Genomic DNA, 16,075 nt, shown 5'->3' with positions numbered 1-16,075 from the left:
GCATGGATGATTTGTTCGGGCACGTGCCCCAGAAGGGCGAGTTGTTCCGGGAACCGATGCCGGTTTCCAAGCCCATCGTGCACACCGCCGAAACCATCCGCGCCCTGTGCCACGCCACGCTGGCCGAAGCCCGCGCCGCCGAGACCATGCCATGGACGCCGCGCCAGCTGCGCAAGAACACCGCGGGCTTTCCGTTCTGGGCCGAATGGCTGAAGAACGGCGAAGGCGATAAACTGCTGCTGGAATTCAAGGCCGAGATCGACCGATTCAACCAGCCCGTCGAACTGCTGGCGCCCAACTGGCGGGAAATGTGGGCGCTGGATTGAGCGCTGCGGCCTGTCCTACACGGGCCGAATATGGTTATGCTGGCACCGCTCTTTCCACCGCCAGCACCAGAACCAGCATGGGCAAAAACCATTTGTTCCAGCAGAAACAACGCTGAATCCCGCCCGATTCGTCAAAAGTGGCAAAGCCCGGCACAGTGGCAAGGCAGCTCAGCCGTCCTCCCCGTCCTTCTTGTCGCGCTTGTCCTCCGGTTTCTCCCGCAACGTCCACAACTGCCATCCGGCAAAGGCCAGCACCGCAAACAGGCTGATGCCGCCTTCGATCAGTCCGAAATATTCTGCCGGAATATCCATCACATCACCGCCTGATCGGCCCGTCGGCGCCATAGAGCGGGAAGGGTGGGCGCTTCGGGCTTGGCGGCGGATTCTTGGCTAGGGCGTCAAGCGCAATCTGGACCGCCTTTTCCAGTTGCGGATCACCGCCGGCCTGCACCGCGGCCGGGTCCTGATCGACCTCCACGTCCGGGGGCACGCCGATATTTTCGACCGCCCATTCGCCCTGCGGGGAGAAGAAGCCGACCGATGGCGAGGTGACGTCGCCGCCGTCCATCAACGGCGGGATGCCGGCGATGCCGACGAGGCCGCCCCAGGTGCGCTTGCCCACCAGCGGGCCGAGATTGAAGCTGCGGAACATCCACGGCAGCATGTCGCCGCCACTGGCCGACGCTTCGTTGATCAGCATCACCTTGGGGCCGAGCACGCTGGCTGCCGGGGTGCGATCGATGCGGCCATAGCGCGGTTGCCACCAGCTGATCAGTCGGCGGTTCATCACCTCGATCATGTAATCCGCCGCCTGGCCGCCGCCGTTGAAGCGATCGTCGATCACCATGCCCTGCCGGTCGTTCTGCGCGAAATAAGTGCGGTTGAAGCTGGTGTAGCCGCCGCCGCCGGTGTTGGGCAGGTAGACATAGCCCAATTTGCCGCCCGACAGCCGGTCAACGCGGCGGCGATTGTCCTCGATCCAGGTCAGGTTGCGCAACGCATATTCGCTGCCGATCGGCACCACGGTCACATCGCGCTGCGCCGTGCCGCGCGCCAGGGTAAGCGTGATGGCCTGGCCGGCGGTGCCTTCCAGATGGCGCTGGATATCCTCGTCACCGCGCACGTCGGCACCATTGATGGCGGTGATGCAATCGCCCACCGCCACATCCAGGCCGGGCTGCGCCAGCGGGGCCTTGATGTCGGGGCTCCAGGTGCCGCCGGTATGGATGCGCGCCAGGCACCAGCGGCCGTTCTTCACTTCATAATCGGCGCCGAGCAGCCCGCCGCCCATGCGCTTCGCCACCGGGATGCTGCCGCCGCCGCCGCGCAAATGGCCGATGGAAAAGCCGGTGAGCGCTTCGTTGAACAGATAATTCAGATCAGCGCGCGACTGGATACCCGGCAACCAGGCCGCCAGCGCCTTCTCCGCCGCCACCGTGTCGTACCCATGGAAATTCGGATCATAGAAATAAGCGCGCTGGATGCGCCAGATTTCCCGGTACATCTGCGCCCACTCCGCCGCCGGATCGACACGCACGTTCAAGCTGTCGAGCTTCAGCTTCACATCCGGGTCGCTCGGCTTGAACGGCTTGGTGGCATCGGCGACCAGCCAGCTTCCCTGCCCGCCCGGCGCCGCGGGGGTGCGCACCAGCAATTTGCTGCCATCGGCGGACAGGCTGAATTCGGCTGCATTGCCCAGCAAGGTCTCGGTCTTCTTGCCCTCCAGCGTCCAGCGCAGCAGCGACGCGCCGGGCAGTTCATCGGCATCGATATCCAGCGCTTCATTGGCGCGCAGCAGCCACAGCACGCCGCCCTTGCCGGCCACCAGATTGCGATAATCGGCGGCGGGCAGCGGCAGCGCCACCATGCGCCGGGCGATCTGATCGAGCGACAGCCCGGCCAGATCGATCTTCACCGGCGGGGTAACGGGCGCGGCGGGCTTGGGTGCAGGTTTGGCGGGTGGTTTGGTTTCGGCAGCAGGCGCAGCGGCAGCCTTCTCGTCGCCCAGCTCCGGCGCCAGCGGCGATGCGGTGCCCGCTGCCAGTGCCAGCGCATAGACGCTGCTGGTGGGGCTGTAGGCATTGCTCGACATGTCGAGGCCGTTGACCGTGCCGCCGGCATTGTTGCTGGCCAGGAAATAGAGATATTTGCCATCACGATCGAAAGCCGGGGCGCTGGCCATCGCCATGCTGTCGGTGATCTGCGTCGCCTGGCCGGTGGCGACATTGTGCAGCATCAGCACCGGGAAATGATTGTCCGCCACGCGGGCATAAACCAGCCACTGCGAATCGGGTGACCATGCCAGCCCGCGCGCCGGCTGCGCAAAGCCACCGAACACATCGGGCGGGCCAGCCGCCACCAGCTTGCCGCTGGCCAGATCGAGAATCCAGGTGTTCAGGCGGTTGTCCCGCAGCGCGATGCGCTTGCCATCGGGCGACCATAGCGGCTTGGAATAATAGGCCGGTTCGGCGGCCAGCGGATATTTTCGCAACCCCTTGCCCGCGCCAGTCTGCGGCGCGACATGCAGGGCATAAAGCCCGTCCGCGTCGGAGACATAGGCGATGGACTGACCATCCGGGCTCCACGCCGGCTCGCGCTCCATGGCGCCGGGCGTGGCGGTGATGGTGCGGATGATGCCTTCCTTCACCGGCAGGGTGAGGATCTCGCCATGCGCTTCCACGGCCGCCCGAAGCCCGGTAGGCGACAGGCTGACATTCGCCACTTCCGCGCCGACATTGGCGATGCGCGGGCGCACATCGGGCATGTCACCATCCAGATCGATGCTGATCGGCTTGGGCTCCTCGCCCGGCACCAGCGTGTGGATGGTGCCCAAACGGTCGAAAACCAGCACGCGGCCATCGGTGGCCAGGCTGCGGATATCGGGCCCGCGGTTCTGCCAGACCAACGCGGTCTGCCCGGTGGTGGGATCGAAGCGATACACCGAAACCGGCCCCTTGCGGCCCGACAGGAAATACACTTGCCCGCCCAGCCAGACGGCTGCGAAATCCGCGCCGCCATCCTGCGGCACTTTCTGCGTCTTCAGGCCATCCAGCGTGGTGATCCACACTTGCCCCGAAAGCCCGCCGCGATAATTGCCCCAGGCGGTGTAGCGGGTAAAATTGAAGGTGAAGCCCTTTTCCTGCGGGATGTAGGCGATCGCCTTGCCATCGGCGGAGAGGCTGCCAGCCGCTGCCATCGGCAAGGGCAGCACGGTTGCAGCGCCGCCGCCGGCCGCGACATCCCACAATCGTGTGTAGCGGCTGGCCGCATCGCGGTTGGAGCGGAACAGCACCCGCGCGCCATCGGGTGACCAGCCGACCGCCACATCGGCCGCCGGGTGGAAGGTCAGGCGTTTCGGCACGCCGCCGGCGAGCGGCACGGTGAACACATCGATATTGCCATCATATTCGCCGGTGAAGGCGATGGTCTGGCCATCGGGCGAGAAGCTCGGCGCCTGTTCGATGCCGGTGCCGGTGGTGAGGCGCAGGGCCTTCCCGCCGGCACGCGGCGCCACCCAGATGTCGCCGCCTGACACGAAGGCGATATGGCTCTGGCTGATCGTCGGGGATTGCAACAGGCGTTGCGGCGGGGCGGCCTGAACGGCCCCGGCCGCCAGCGCCATCATGCCGGTCCCCAGCCAACGGTGCCTGTTCATTGCTTTTTCCCCCTGATCTGCTGTGGTCAGCGTGACAGCGCCGGCGGCTGGGGTCAATCATTCTGCCAGTGCTGACAGGGGGGTGATCTTGCGCCATGGTGCATGGCGGTGGGGACGTCTGACCATGGGGGACATGACAGACGATGGCGGCAACGACCGCTTCTGGGGAGAATGGCGTGCTGCGTTTGCGACAGATTGCGATGGTCGCGCCCGATCTGGCGCCGGTGGTCGAGGCCGGCTGCGAAACGCTGGGCGATGTGTGTTTCCGCGATCCCGGCGTGGCGAGCTATGGCCTGGAAAATGCGCTGTGGGCGTTGGGCGGCACCTTTCTTGAGGCACTGGCGCCGATCCGGCCGGGAACCACGGTGGGCCGCTATCTCGAACGCCGCGGCGGGCCTTCGGGTTACATGCTGATCATCGATTGCACCGATCTTGCGCCGGTGCGGCTGCGGCTGGCGATGTTGAACATCCGCATTGTCGAGGATCTGGACATGACGATCCACGGTGCGTCGGCCAAGGCCGTGCATCTGCATCCGCGCGACACTGGCGGTTGCCTGCTGTCCATCGATCAACATGGCCCGGATCAGGCCATGTTGGGCAGCTATGCCTGGGCCGGGCCGGATTGGCAGCGCCACATGAACCCCGACATGGTGATCACCGGCGCGGTGATCGCCTGCGACAATCCCGAAATGATTGCCATGCGCTGGAGCACGCTGCTTGTACGGCCCTGGCAGAAGCTGGAAGACCGGTGGCGGCTGCAGTTGAACCATGGCAGCATCGATTTCACCGTTGTCACCGATGGTCGCGGCGAAGGGCTGAGCGCGATCCGCATCGCCGGCTTGGGCGCGCCGGTGCAATTGAGCGGCCTTGATCTTTTGCCGGAGAAAACAGCATGACCGATTTGCACAGCGACACCGATGATCTGCTGGCCAGCGTGGCCGATGGCGTGCTGACCCTGACGCTCAACCGCCCGGCGGCGCGCAACGCGCTGTCACGCGCCATGCTGGATACGCTGGCGCGGCTGCTGGCCGAGGCCGAGGCCGATCCCGCCATCGGCGCGATTCTCATCACCGGGGCCGGCGGCGCCTTTTGCGCCGGCGGCGATGTGAAGGGCATGGCCGCGCGCAATGCGGCCGGCGAGGCCGAGCCCATCGATCAGGCCATTGCTCGCCAGCGCCGCAACCAGCGCGCCGTGGCAGGCAAGCTGCACAGCATGCCAAAGCCGACCATCGCCGCCATCCCCGGTGCGGCGGCCGGGGCCGGCCTGTCCATCGCGCTCGCCTGCGATCTGCGCGTGATGGCCGATACGGCGTTCATGACCACCGCCTTCGCCAGGGTCGGCTTTTCCGGCGATTATGGCGGCACCTATTTCCTCACCAAGCTGGTCGGGGCCGCGAAGGCGCGCGAGATGTATTTCCTGTCCGACCGGGTGGATGCCGCCGAAGCGTTGCGGCTGGGCCTGACCAGCCGCGTCGTGCCGGGGGACGCGCTGGCCGCCGAGGCGCAGGCGCTGGCCGTACGGCTGGCCGCCGGGCCGCGCGTCGCGCTGGCCTATATGAAGGAGAATCTCAACCGCGCCTTTTCCGGTGGGGACATGGATGATTGCCTTGATCTGGAGGCGACCCACCATGTCCATTGCGGCCTGACCGACGATCACAAGGACGCCGCAAAGGCCTTTGTGGAAAAGCGCACGCCCATATTCCGCGGGCGCTGATGCTCTTGCCGAGGAGAATGAGGATGACCACCCGTCTGCTGGCCGCACTGGCCGCCGCCTTGATCGCCCCAGTTTTGGCAACCCCGCTGAGCGCCCAACCGGCCGCCACTACTGCCCGCGCCACTACTGCCAGCGCGGCCGAGATCGCCGCCCTGAGCGAGCGGGCCGCGCGCGAGATCAAGCCGGGCCAGCCGCTGGTGGCGCTGCCGGTGATGGGCGTCGGCCCGTGGCGGGCGATGCTGGAATATCGCCAGGCCGGCGCGCCCGCCTCGCTGCACAAGACGCAGATCGAGATTTTCCAGGTCGTCGCTGGCGCCGGCCAGTTCGTCACTGGCGGCACGCTGGAGGGCACGCGCGATGTGGATGCCGCCAACCAGAGCGGCACCGGCATTGCCGGCGGCACCAGCCAGCGCGTGGCCACCGGCGATATCATGGCCGTGCCGGCTGGCGTGCCGCACTGGATTCCCAGCGTTGAGGGCCGACTGGTGTTGATCAGCCTGAAAGTGCCGACGCCCTGAGCCAGGCTCAGGCCGGCAGCACGCCCATATCACGGGCAAATGCGGTGATCAGCTCGGCATGGCGCTCCGGCGCTTCCTCGTGCGCGAGGTGGCCGAGGCCGGGCATGGCGTGATGCTCGGCGCGTGTGCCGTGCGCGGTCAGCCGCTGGGCCACCTTGCGCGAGGTGTCAGGCGGCACCGTCTTGTCGTTCATGCCGTGCAGCAGCAGCACCGGACATTTCATGTGGGCGATGCTGCGCTCGATGATGTCGAGATCCCAGTGCGCCATCAGCGCCAGCGCGCCGCCGGTGTGGGCCGAGCTGCGGAATAGCCGTTCATAATGCGCGATCTGTTCGCGGCTGGATTTCGATCCGGTCCAGCGCGCCATCAGATCGGGCATGGATTGCAGCCGGGTGGTGAAGGAGAAGATCGCCGGCATGAACGGGTTGACGAACAGCGCCTTGGCAATGCCCGGATAGGCCTTGCCGACGCCATCGAACGGAAGAAGCGCGCCGCCCAGCGCCACGATGGCCTGCGGCTGCACCAGGCCGCGCGCCGCCAGCACGAAGGCGATGGCCGCCCCCACGCTGTGGCCGAGCACGATGGCAGGCTGTAACCCAAGTTCGCCCAGCAACGCCGCCAGCGCCTTGGCGACCGGGTCGGGGCCGGGCGCGTTCATCTTCGCCGTGAAGCCATGGCCGGGCAGATCGGGGATCACCACACGGAAATGCTGCGCCAGCAGCGGCGCCAGATCGGCAAAGCTGTGCGTGGTCGCGCCCGTACCGTGGATCAGCAGCAACACCGGCGCGTCTTCGGGGCCGGTGATCTGCACGTGCCATTTCAGCCCGCCAGCGGTGACGAATCGGCTCCATTCGCGGTGCGGCACATGGCGGCCATCGACATCCCAACGCATCAAGAAGTTCCCACGCTTGCGGCTTTGACGGCGGCCACCACCGATTTGGCATCGACTCGCGGCAATGTCACCAACCGCGCGCCCATCGCGGCGGCCAGTTCGGCCCCCTGCGGGCGCGGGCGCGGCGCACAATCGATGAACACGGCCGCGATGCCCGCCACCCGATAGGCCCGCGCCGCGGCCAGCGCCGCCTCTTGCGGGCTGGTCTGGCCGTCGCCACCGACATTGGCGCGGCCATCGGTGAGCACCACCACCAGCGCCGATCGCCCGCGGCCGCGTTCGGCCTCGGCAACCTTGCGCGCCAGATCGAGGCCGGCGGCAATCGGCGTGCCGCCGCCGCCGGCCAGCCCGGCCAATTCCTTGCGGGCGCGCGGCAGGCTGCGGGTGGGCGGCAGCGCCAGCGCCGCATCGGTCCCGCGAAACGCCACCAGCGCCACTTCGGCGCGCTTCACATAGGCTTCGGCCAGCAGCAGTTCGATCGCACCCTTGGCCTCGGCCAGTCGGGCAAAGGCCGCCGATCCGCTGGCATCCACGGCAAAGATCGTCGTCGATTGCGTCTGGGCGATATAGCGGCGGATGCGCAGATCATCGGTGCGGATCGCCAGCCGGCCATCGGCGCGCGCCGGGCGCACCTTCTGCCAGGGCGCGGCCGACTTGATGGTTTCGATCAGCGCCAACCGCGCCCCGCGCCCCGGCATGCCCGGCCGCACCCCGGCGGGCCGGCCGCTGGTGATGCTTTTTTGTTTGGCGCCCGACGCGCCGCTGCTCTTCGGCGCCTTGGATATGGTGCCGGCGGCGAGCGCATCGAGCAGGCCGGGCGGCAGCGTGGTCTGCGCCGCATCGAGCACCATGTCGGTGGGATCGATCGGCGGCGGCTCCGGCTGTTCCTGATCATCGCCTGGCGTGTCGTCCGATGGCGGCGGCGGCGGCGGCTCCTGATCGGGTGGCGGTTCTTCGCGCGGTGGTTCTTCGGGGGGCGGCGGCTGCTCTTCCTCGGGCGGCGGCGGCGGCATGCGCGTGGCGCGCGGGCCCAGCACCAGCGCGGCGGCGGCGGCCATGTCAGCCTCCCGCAATTGATCGATGGCATCGCTGCGGCCGTCCGCCCGGGCATGGGCGCGCGCCACCCGCAGCGCCAGGATCGGGGCCCGAATCGACGCGATGCCCAGCGCCGCTGCCGCCACGCTGAGCGCAGTTTCAGGATCCTTGGCGACAGCGCCGGGTTCGGCGAGCATCGCAAGCGGCGGCGGCGCTTCGCCGGCCAGCAGCGCCGCCATCGGCAACCGCACGGCGTTCAGATCGATGTGGATCGCCAGCCGTTCCGCCAGCGACGGCAGGATGCGCTCCCGCTCCGGATCATCGGGATCGCCTTCGTCGAACAGGATCAGCGGCGGTGCATCCTCGTCCATGGCGGTGGCCAGCCGCGCCGCCAGCGCTGCATTCAGCCGCTCGGCCATCGGCACCAGCAGCGAAGCCCCGCGTGCTTCACGCAGCAAACCGATGCGGTGGACGGGCTTGCCGCTGGCCAGCGTCGCCGTCAGGTCAAGGCCGCCGTCGAGCGCGTCGGCATCGGCACTGCCCGGCAGGCGCCGGCTGGGCAGCACCAGCGCCAGCGCCGCGCCCCAAGCATCGCGCACCGGGCCGGGCCGGGCGCGCAGCAGGATGCCGCCCACCCGGTTGCCGGCCGCGGCGAGGATATCGATGGCGCTGAGCGCCAGCGCCCAGCGTTCATTGCCGTCATCATTCTCACCATCCGGCGAGGTCATGCCGGGATCAGCTCCGCCAGCGCGCGGGTGATGCGCGCCGTCGAACCGGTTTCATCGAGCACGTTGCGGCGCAGCCGATGGCGCAGCGCCATCACCGCCACTTCGGCGACATGGTGCGCCTTCACCTCTTTCTTGTGGGCCAGCGCCGCCTGCGCCCGCGCCGCGCGCAGCAGGGTCAGCTCGCCGCGCAGGCCATCGGCGCCCACCGCCGAGCACAGGCGCGCGCCCAGCCCGAGCATCTCGTCGGCCACCTGCACCTTGGGCAAATATTTGCGCGCCCGGGCGATGGCATCGAGCGTTTCCTGCTCGCTGTCCTTGAAATCCGCCACGAAACCGGCCGGGTCACGATCGAAGCGGTCGCAGCGCTTCACGATCTCGATGCGGTCACCCATGTCGGTCGGCGTGCGCACATCGACGCTGAGGCCGAAGCGGTCGAGCAATTGCGGGCGCAATTCGCCTTCTTCGGGGTTGCCGCTGCCGACCAGGATGAAGCGCGCCGGATGGCGAATCGACAGGCCTTCGCGTTCGACGACATTGGTGCCCGACACGGCGACGTCGAGCAGCAGATCGACGAGATGATCCTCCAGCAGGTTGATTTCATCGATATACAGGAACCCGCGATTGGCCTTGGCGAGCAGGCCGGGTTCGAAGCGCTTCTCCCCGGTGGCCAGCGCGCGTTCCAGATCGAGGCTGCCGACCACGCGATCTTCGGTGGCACCCAGCGGCAGATCGACGAACGGCACCTGGGCTTCTTCGGTGCGCTTCCCGGCGCGTTCGCGGCAGCCTTCGATGCAGGGGCTGCGATCATCGGGCGCGCAGCCATAGCGACAGCCTGGCACCACTTTCATCGGCGGCAACAGCCCGGCCAGCGCACGCACAGCCGTCGATTTGCCAGTGCCGCGATCGCCGAACACCATCACGCCGCCCAGGCGCGGCTCCACGGCCGCCAGCAGCAGCGCCTGTTTCATTTCAGCCTGGCCAACGATGGCCGTGAACGGGAAGGTCATTCGCATGGCCGAGGTCTTAAGCGGCGCGCGGCCCACCAGCAAGCGCCGACACAAAACGCCGCAGGGCGGCCAGCCGATGCACTGGATCAGTCGAACTTGATGCCGCGCACCACTTCGACATCGGACAGCAGCAACATGAGATGATGGCTTTCCAGCAAGGGGGCGAGCAGATCGACAAAAGCCGCCGCATGTTCGGTGCTGGTGATGGCCACCAGCATCACCTTGGCCGTCGCCCCCGATAATTGGTCATCGCGCCAGCGGCCATGGGCGCCAGCGCCGCCCATGGTCGGCATCAGCGTATAGTGGGTGATGCCGGCATTGTTCGCCAGCCGAACGATCCCGGCGATCAGCGGTTCGTCCGCCAATATTTCGATGCGGCGGCGATGGATGGTGCTGGTCATGGGCGAATCAGTGGCCAAAGATGGGCGGCAAGCCATGCATAATAGGCGATCCCAAGGGTCAGGTTGAACGGAAAGGTCACGGCCAGGCTCATGCCGAGATAAAGGCCGGGATCAGCCGCCGGCAAGGCGAGGCGCATCACCGCCGGCACCGCGATATAGCTGGCGCTGCCGGCCAGGATGCCCAGCGCCGCCGACGATCCGGCATCCAGGCCGAGTTCCATGCCCAGCACCACGCCAATGGATCCGTTGATGAGCGGCAAGGCCAGCGCCAGCGCCACCGTGCGCAACGTGAGCGCCCGCCGATCCATCAGGCGCCGGGCGGCGATCAGGCCCATATCGAGCAGGAAGATGCACAACATGCCACGGAACAGCTGATCGAAGACTGGCGCGATGGTCACCAGACCGGCCTTGCCATCGATCATGCCGATCAGGAAGCTGCCGAGCAGCAGCAGCACCGACCCATTGAGGAAGGTTTCGTGCAGCAGGCCGCCGCGCGGGGCCAGACTGTCCGAGCCGCCAGCGCGCGCCAACAGCAACCCGGTAATGATGGCCGGCGTTTCCATCAGCGCCAGCACGCCAACCATATAGCCGGCCGGGGCCATGCCGGCCTGGCGCAGGATCTCGCTGCCGGTGGCAAAGGTCACGACGCTGACCGAGCCATAATGCGCCGCCACCGCGGCCGCATTGGTGCGGTTCAGGCGGCCGGCAGTACGCAACAGCCAGAAGGCCGGCAGCGGCAACAGGACCGATAGCGCGAGGCCAGCGCCGCCGGCGAGCAGCATATCGTGGGTGAAACCGGTTTCCGCCACCTCGCCGCCGCCGCGCAGGCCGATCGACATCATCAGATACAGCGAAATACCCTTCGCCACGGCCTCGGGAATGACCAGATCGGAGCGCGCAAAGGCCGCAAGCGCACCGAGCAGGAAGAACAACACCAGCGGCTGCAGGAGGGCGTCAATGGCCAAGGTGGATTATTCCCAGCGTAAACATGGCGTCCTCAAGAAACCGACCTGAGCCATCAGCCGCCATTGGCGGCTTAACAAAAGGCCCGGCAGTTTCCTGTCGGGCCTTTTCGATTCATTGATGCCTGGCGGTTCAAGCCGCCGCTTCAACCCGGTGCAGGGCGCACTGGCCCCAGATATCAGAAAGCGCCTTCACCAGGCGATCGATATCATCATCGCTGTGCACCGGGCCGGGCGTGATGCGCAGGCGCTCGGTGCCGACAGGGACGGTCGGATAGTTGATCGGCTGCACATAGATGCCGTGATGCTCCATCAGCCAGTCGCTGATCATCTTGGCCTTCTTGGCATCGCCCACCATCACCGGGATGATGTGGCTGGGGTTTTCCAGCTGCGGAATGCCGGTCTGGCGCAGCGCGGCGCGCACCTTGGCGACGCGTTCCTGCTGGCGCTTGCGCTCGAACGGGCTTTCTTTCAGATGCTTGACCGATGCCAGCGCGCCGGCAGCAATGGCTGGCGGCAGCGCGGTGGAGAAGATGAAGCCACTGGCAAAGCTGCGGACATAATCGCACAGCGCCTTGGAACCGGCGATATAGCCGCCTACCACGCCATAGGCCTTGGCCAGCGTGCCTTCGATCACCGTCAACCGGTCCATCAAGCCTTCACGCTCGGCAACGCCGCCGCCGCGCGGGCCATACATGCCAACGGCGTGCACTTCATCGATATAGGTCATCGCGCCATGCTTGTCGGCCACGTCGCAGATTTCCTTGATGGGGGCGATGTCGCCATCCATCGAATAGACACTTTCAAACGCCACCAGCTTGGGCACTTCGGGGCCATATTGCGCCAGCAGCCGGTCAAGATCCTCGACGTCATTGTGCTTGAACACATGGAACTTGGCGCGGCTGTGACGGATGCCCTCGATCATCGAGGCATGGTTGAGTGCGTCGGAAAATACCACGCAGCCCGGAATCTTGCTGGCCAGTGTCGACAGCGCTGCCCAATTCGACATGTAACCCGAATTGAACAACAGCGCGGCTTCCTTGCCGTGCAGATCGGCCAGCTCATCTTCCAGCAGGCAGTGCACATGCATGGTACCCGAAATATTGCGGGTGCCGCCAGCACCGGCGCCGGACTGGTCCAGTTCCTCGTGCATCGCGTTCAGCACATCCGGGTGCTGGCCCATGCCGAGATAGTCATTGGAGCACCACACCGTGACGTCCTGGGTAGAACCATCTTCCAGGTAACGCGTTGCATGCGGATAATCACCCCGCCGGCGCTGAAGTTCGGCGAACACCCGGTAATTGCCGCGTTCCTTCAGGCCGTCCAGCGCATCCCGGAAGTGCGATTCATAATCCATTCTTATTCTCCCGGTGCCGTTCATTGCACGGCGTTTTGTCGCACCGCAAGCGGTTTTGTGTCAGTTTGAGGCGTCAAAGCAGGGGTTTCACCCTGTGTCTGCGCGGTCATGTTGCGCGCCGTTTGCGGCATGGCCCAGCGGAAAATGGCGGTATCCTGCCAGGGCACCACCAGGAACCCGTGTTCGATGAATGCCAGCGCAACGAGGGCAAATGCCAGCGCATAACCCGTGGCGATCCCGCCCTGGCTGTGGAGCGCCAGATCGGCCAGCCACGCTGCCAGGCCAGCAATCGCCGTCACCGATCCCAGGAAGAACCAGCGCGGCGGACCGATCCGGAAATAGCTGGCTAGGTAACGCATATGATCAGGCATCATTTCGGTGGACAGATGTGGCACACCGGCGAAGATATTGAATTTGGCGGATAGCCGCATGACAAAAAGCAGCATGAAGGTCAGCGTCGCTGTCTGGTTTGCCTTGCCCCAAGTGAAGGCCGCCATCGCCAGCACGCAGACGAACATCGCCACTTCGTGATAGATCAACGTGGCAGCGGCCAGCCGGAACCGGCGCCAGCCGCGGGCGTCCGGCGGGCACGGCGTGCGATTCGGGCCGGTAACAAAGCCCATCAGGAACGACAGTTCGTGCCAGCCCCACAGCACCAGCGCACAGGCAAAGGCCACATAGGCCGCCCAGGGGCTGGTTTCCTCGGCAGTCGCAATGATGCCGGCCATGGCAAAGCCCGATGCAACGGTCGCGAGCGTGATGCTCACCGGCCAGGTGTGGCTCGGCAATTTGTCGAGCCACAGCACGAAGCCGGTGGCGACAAACCACAGCACGGTGGCAAACAGCAAAGGCAGCGCGAATTCGGTCACGACAATACCGGCGCGGCTTACCAGACCGGGGCCATGCGGACATTTGGCGTCACCGCCAATTTGTCCACTGGATGCGTGTAGAGGCGAACGAAGGTGAAGGCCGCCTTCAGAGACAGACCAACGCGCTTCAGCTTGCCGACAATGCCGCCCTGCGCCACCGCCGCATCGATGGCGTCGCTGGTTTCGCGCATGGTTTCGAGCAAGGCGCGATACGACGACGCATCAGTCTGCAACCCGATCGGGAACACCTGGCGGGTAATATCGGTGGTGATGCGGAACACCCGAAACCCGAAATCGGTCGGGTTGATGCCAAAGGCATTGTACAATACCGGGCGCTTGTGATCGCGCACATACATGGTGGCATAGACCGCGTTCAGGAAGAACCGGATCCACAGCACATTGAGGCCGGACGTGAGTTTCGGATCGGACCGCATCAGCAGCGCGAAGGCTTCACCATGGCGATATTCATCGTTGCACCATTCCTGGAACCACTTGAAAATCGGATGGAAACGCTTTTCCGGGTGCTTTTCGAGGTGGCGGTGGATGGTGATATAACGGGCGTAGCCAATCTTTTCCGACAAATAGGTTGCGTAAAAGATGAACTTCGGCCGGAAGAAGGTGTATTTCTTGGTCTTGGTCAGGAAGCTGAGGTCGATGCCGATGCCGGCATCTTTCAGGCTGTCGTTGATGAAGCCCGCGTGGCGGCTTTCATCGCGCGCCATCAACTTGAACAGCGCCTTGGAATCTGGGTTCTTCACGCGCTTGGTGATTTCGGCATAAAGAATGCAGCCCGAAAATTCGGACGTCATCGACGACACCAGGAAATCGACGAATTCCGGCTTCAGCGTCGGGTCCATCGCAGCGATCACACCGTCGAATTCCGGCGTCCGCTTGAAATGCTTCTTGTTGGGATCGGCCTGCATTTCGGCGATCAGACTGTCCCATTCGGCGCGCACGCCGGACACGTCGATCCGGTCCATCGCTTCATAATCGGTGGTGTAGAATCGGGGGGAAAGCACCGTATCCTGCGTGGCGATGGCCATCGCAGCATCCTTGGTGAGTTCCACGGTTCCATCGGCCTTGATCGGCGTAACGGCGTTCATCACGGCTTCTCCGAACTGAAGGTGATCTCGTACAAATCGGTCAATTCGAGCTGGGCACGCAGCCGCGTCCAGGCCCGTTCCCACGGCGTGGCCTTCCACACCGTCGCCGGCCGGCGCAGCGTGAGGCGTTCGCCGAACGGCAGCCGCACCGCAGCGCCATGCACCTTCACCTGATCGCCGGGGCCAAGCTGGTAATCATCATCCAGCTCGACATGGGCGTGCAGGTTTTCGAACGTGTGCTCGATTTCGATCGTGCACTGCGTTTCGAACCGGTCGCGGCTGAACAGGCCCATCAGCCCGGCCCGCTCAGGAACGGCGTGGACGAAGCCTGAGGCATCACCGGAATGATCGGTTCGGCAGGTACGCCGCTGCCACCCTTCTGATAGGGCACCAGCAACTGTGCGAAGGCAGCACGATTGGTCTGGCCAAAGCTGCCCAGTTCCAGGATGCGGCCGGTCGTCTTGTCTTCCAGGGTCAGCGCGCCGTCTTCCCATTGCGTCACGGTCACCGCCCCGGTGCGTGGTACCTCGTGCAGGCGCCGTTCACGCATCATCCCGCGCATCACGCCGCGGATGAAGCCGGTGTTGGTGCCGGGCTGAAAGATGAACACCAATTTGTTGGCGATCACGTCGGTGACCAGCAGCGCGCCATCGGCACGATCTTCAAACCGGAAATCCCGCGTCGTCGCGATGGCCACGTGCCGGCGCACGCGCGATTCGGGCGCAGTTTCCGGCGCCGGCAACAGGCCGACCCGGATGCTGCCTACGGTGACGATTGCAATCGCGATCAACGCACCTGCGGCATAGAGCGCCGAGGTCGGAAAGCGTTCATTGGTGAAATCGGTCATGCCGCCGCCCCGACCATGGCGGCGACGTCGCCCCGATCAGACCCTGCCACACTGGCCTTGGCAGGATCTGCCTTGGCCAGCGCATCCGACAGCAGCGGCAGGAACGCCTGCGGCACCGATCGCAGCATCGGCTGCGGCGAACCGAATTTCCACGGCCGCACATGTGGCCACATCTGCAGATAGGCCAAGGGGAAGCGCACCAACGGCGTGAGCGACACATCGACGATGCCGTTGCCGGCCGGCTTCACGTCGGCGCGGCCGATGAGCGCCAGCGGCACATTCACGCACTTCGGCAACGCCACGCCAAAGCGCAGCACCACACGTTTGTTGGTGAGGGTGTAGATCGTCGATTTGGCCTGCGCCCGCGCCAACACCGCCAGCACGGCGAGGCCGAGCGCAGCGACCGCCATGGTAACCAGAGCGCCTGTCAAACCGGTGCCGCCGGCCACAAAGGCGAAACCGGCCACAACGACGAACCAGATCGCCACGAGACGCGCGTGAAACACGCCGCGCGCCACGCCGAGCCAATCCGGCGTGCCTTGCCAGATGATATGCTCACCTGGCGGCAACCGTCCGGGCAGACCCGGGATCGGCTCGTCTTCATACTCCATCGACACGCGGCGCTCCGTCCATTCCGTTCCAAAGCCGATCCGGACCCTTT

The 16,075-nt window shown here is 65.7% G+C and carries 17 protein-coding genes; 4 read left to right on the top strand and 13 right to left on the bottom strand.

The genetic code is table 11. The features are described from left to right. The first annotated feature begins 2 nt into the window (after window positions 1-2). Entirely contained in the window at window positions 3-326 is a 324-nt protein-coding gene (locus AC6UUM_RS03495; RefSeq protein WP_500803965.1) for a hypothetical protein, read from the top strand. A 168-nt stretch (window positions 327-494) separates the two neighbouring features. Here the strand turns inward: AC6UUM_RS03495 and AC6UUM_RS03490 are convergent, their stop codons facing one another. Both AC6UUM_RS03490 and AC6UUM_RS03485 read right to left on the bottom strand, forming a co-directional pair. Then, a complete protein-coding gene (locus AC6UUM_RS03490) occupies window positions 495-638 on the bottom strand; it encodes a hypothetical protein (protein ID WP_500803964.1) in 144 nt (47 codons plus the stop codon). Between the two features lie 4 nt (window positions 639-642). Next, entirely contained in the window at window positions 643-3,981 is a 3,339-nt protein-coding gene (locus AC6UUM_RS03485) for a S41 family peptidase (protein ID WP_500803963.1), read from the bottom strand. A gap of 176 nt (window positions 3,982-4,157) precedes the next feature. Here AC6UUM_RS03485 and AC6UUM_RS03480 point away from each other — a divergent pair, with 176 nt between their 5' ends. Genes AC6UUM_RS03480 through AC6UUM_RS03470 form a run of 3 tightly spaced genes read left to right on the top strand, consistent with a single transcriptional unit; the run spans window position 4,158 to window position 6,213 of the window. Next, on the top strand, window positions 4,158-4,877 hold the full coding sequence (locus tag AC6UUM_RS03480; RefSeq protein ID WP_500803962.1) for a VOC family protein: 720 nt from the start codon (window positions 4,158-4,160) through the stop codon (window positions 4,875-4,877). After that, the gene (locus AC6UUM_RS03475; RefSeq protein WP_500803961.1) at window positions 4,874-5,695 is read left to right on the top strand and encodes an enoyl-CoA hydratase-related protein; all 822 of its coding nucleotides are present in this window, start codon (window positions 4,874-4,876) and stop codon (window positions 5,693-5,695) included. Before AC6UUM_RS03480 ends, AC6UUM_RS03475 begins: the two co-directional genes overlap by 4 nt. A 23-nt stretch (window positions 5,696-5,718) precedes the next feature. After that, a complete protein-coding gene (locus AC6UUM_RS03470; RefSeq protein WP_500803960.1) occupies window positions 5,719-6,213 on the top strand; it encodes a hypothetical protein in 495 nt (164 codons plus the stop codon). A 7-nt stretch (window positions 6,214-6,220) separates the two neighbouring features. Here AC6UUM_RS03470 and bchO read toward each other — a convergent pair whose 3' ends face one another. From bchO to puhB, 11 genes are all read right to left on the bottom strand, one after another. Next, window positions 6,221-7,105, bottom strand: coding sequence for an alpha/beta fold hydrolase BchO (gene bchO / locus AC6UUM_RS03465; RefSeq protein WP_500803959.1), 885 nt, complete (start codon window positions 7,103-7,105; stop codon window positions 6,221-6,223). Continuing rightward, window positions 7,105-8,868 carry a VWA domain-containing protein gene (locus tag AC6UUM_RS03460; RefSeq protein ID WP_500803958.1) on the bottom strand — a complete coding sequence of 588 codons (1,764 nt, stop codon included), beginning with the start codon at window positions 8,866-8,868 and terminating at the stop codon, window positions 7,105-7,107. Before AC6UUM_RS03460 ends, bchO begins: the two co-directional genes overlap by 1 nt. Next, the gene (gene bchI, locus AC6UUM_RS03455; RefSeq protein ID WP_500803957.1) at window positions 8,865-9,881 is read right to left on the bottom strand and encodes a magnesium chelatase ATPase subunit I; all 1,017 of its coding nucleotides are present in this window, start codon (window positions 9,879-9,881) and stop codon (window positions 8,865-8,867) included. The genes AC6UUM_RS03460 and bchI overlap by 4 nt, the downstream gene beginning before the upstream one ends. Before the next feature lie 80 nt (window positions 9,882-9,961). Beyond that, on the bottom strand, window positions 9,962-10,276 hold the full coding sequence (locus AC6UUM_RS03450) for a DUF190 domain-containing protein (RefSeq protein ID WP_500803956.1): 315 nt from the start codon (window positions 10,274-10,276) through the stop codon (window positions 9,962-9,964). Then, a complete protein-coding gene (locus AC6UUM_RS03445; protein ID WP_500803955.1) occupies window positions 10,273-11,241 on the bottom strand; it encodes a sodium-dependent bicarbonate transport family permease in 969 nt (322 codons plus the stop codon). The genes AC6UUM_RS03450 and AC6UUM_RS03445 overlap by 4 nt, the downstream gene beginning before the upstream one ends. Window positions 11,242-11,371: 130 nt before the next feature. After that, a complete protein-coding gene (gene hemA, locus AC6UUM_RS03440) occupies window positions 11,372-12,595 on the bottom strand; it encodes a 5-aminolevulinate synthase (RefSeq protein ID WP_500803954.1) in 1,224 nt (407 codons plus the stop codon). A 20-nt stretch (window positions 12,596-12,615) separates the two neighbouring features. Beyond that, the gene (puhE, locus tag AC6UUM_RS03435) at window positions 12,616-13,464 is read right to left on the bottom strand and encodes a putative photosynthetic complex assembly protein PuhE (RefSeq protein WP_500803953.1); all 849 of its coding nucleotides are present in this window, start codon (window positions 13,462-13,464) and stop codon (window positions 12,616-12,618) included. A gap of 17 nt (window positions 13,465-13,481) precedes the next feature. Further along, window positions 13,482-14,567, bottom strand: a complete 1,086-nt coding sequence (acsF, locus tag AC6UUM_RS03430; protein ID WP_500804896.1) for a magnesium-protoporphyrin IX monomethyl ester (oxidative) cyclase — start codon at window positions 14,565-14,567, stop codon at window positions 13,482-13,484. Continuing rightward, entirely contained in the window at window positions 14,567-14,860 is a 294-nt protein-coding gene (locus AC6UUM_RS03425) for an O2-dependent cyclase accessory protein (RefSeq protein WP_500803952.1), read from the bottom strand. Before AC6UUM_RS03425 ends, acsF begins: the two co-directional genes overlap by 1 nt. Beyond that, window positions 14,860-15,414, bottom strand: a complete 555-nt coding sequence (gene puhC / locus AC6UUM_RS03420; RefSeq protein WP_500803951.1) for a photosynthetic complex assembly protein PuhC — start codon at window positions 15,412-15,414, stop codon at window positions 14,860-14,862. Before puhC ends, AC6UUM_RS03425 begins: the two co-directional genes overlap by 1 nt. Continuing rightward, window positions 15,411-16,025, bottom strand: coding sequence for a photosynthetic complex putative assembly protein PuhB (puhB, locus tag AC6UUM_RS03415; RefSeq protein ID WP_500804895.1), 615 nt, complete (start codon window positions 16,023-16,025; stop codon window positions 15,411-15,413). The genes puhC and puhB overlap by 4 nt, the downstream gene beginning before the upstream one ends. Between the last annotated feature and the right edge of the window lie 50 nt (window positions 16,026-16,075).

Source organism: Sandarakinorhabdus sp. (genome assembly GCF_987265915.1).
Note: the sequence above shows the minus strand (reverse complement) of the source record. Positions and strands in the feature narration are given on the sequence as shown.

What these genes read in the sequence shown, in the direction of transcription:
- bchO (WP_500803959.1), bottom strand. Translation starts at nt 7,105, where the DNA reads ATGCGTTGGGATGTCGATGGCCGCCATGTGCCGCACCGCGAATGGAGC.
- bchI (WP_500803957.1), bottom strand. Translation starts at nt 9,881, where the DNA reads ATGCGAATGACCTTCCCGTTCACGGCCATCGTTGGCCAGGCTGAAATG.
- acsF (WP_500804896.1), bottom strand. Translation starts at nt 14,567, where the DNA reads ATGAACGCCGTTACGCCGATCAAGGCCGATGGAACCGTGGAACTCACC.
- AC6UUM_RS03485 (WP_500803963.1), bottom strand. Translation starts at nt 3,981, where the DNA reads ATGAACAGGCACCGTTGGCTGGGGACCGGCATGATGGCGCTGGCGGCC.
- hemA (WP_500803954.1), bottom strand. Translation starts at nt 12,595, where the DNA reads ATGGATTATGAATCGCACTTCCGGGATGCGCTGGACGGCCTGAAGGAA.
- AC6UUM_RS03460 (WP_500803958.1), bottom strand. Translation starts at nt 8,868, where the DNA reads ATGACCTCGCCGGATGGTGAGAATGATGACGGCAATGAACGCTGGGCG.
- puhC (WP_500803951.1), bottom strand. Translation starts at nt 15,414, where the DNA reads ATGACCGATTTCACCAATGAACGCTTTCCGACCTCGGCGCTCTATGCC.
- AC6UUM_RS03475 (WP_500803961.1), top strand. Translation starts at nt 4,874, where the DNA reads ATGACCGATTTGCACAGCGACACCGATGATCTGCTGGCCAGCGTGGCC.
- AC6UUM_RS03495 (WP_500803965.1), top strand. Translation starts at nt 3, where the DNA reads ATGGATGATTTGTTCGGGCACGTGCCCCAGAAGGGCGAGTTGTTCCGG.
- AC6UUM_RS03425 (WP_500803952.1), bottom strand. Translation starts at nt 14,860, where the DNA reads ATGGGCCTGTTCAGCCGCGACCGGTTCGAAACGCAGTGCACGATCGAA.
- AC6UUM_RS03470 (WP_500803960.1), top strand. Translation starts at nt 5,719, where the DNA reads ATGACCACCCGTCTGCTGGCCGCACTGGCCGCCGCCTTGATCGCCCCA.
- AC6UUM_RS03490 (WP_500803964.1), bottom strand. Translation starts at nt 638, where the DNA reads ATGGATATTCCGGCAGAATATTTCGGACTGATCGAAGGCGGCATCAGC.
- puhB (WP_500804895.1), bottom strand. Translation starts at nt 16,025, where the DNA reads ATGGAGTATGAAGACGAGCCGATCCCGGGTCTGCCCGGACGGTTGCCG.
- AC6UUM_RS03450 (WP_500803956.1), bottom strand. Translation starts at nt 10,276, where the DNA reads ATGACCAGCACCATCCATCGCCGCCGCATCGAAATATTGGCGGACGAA.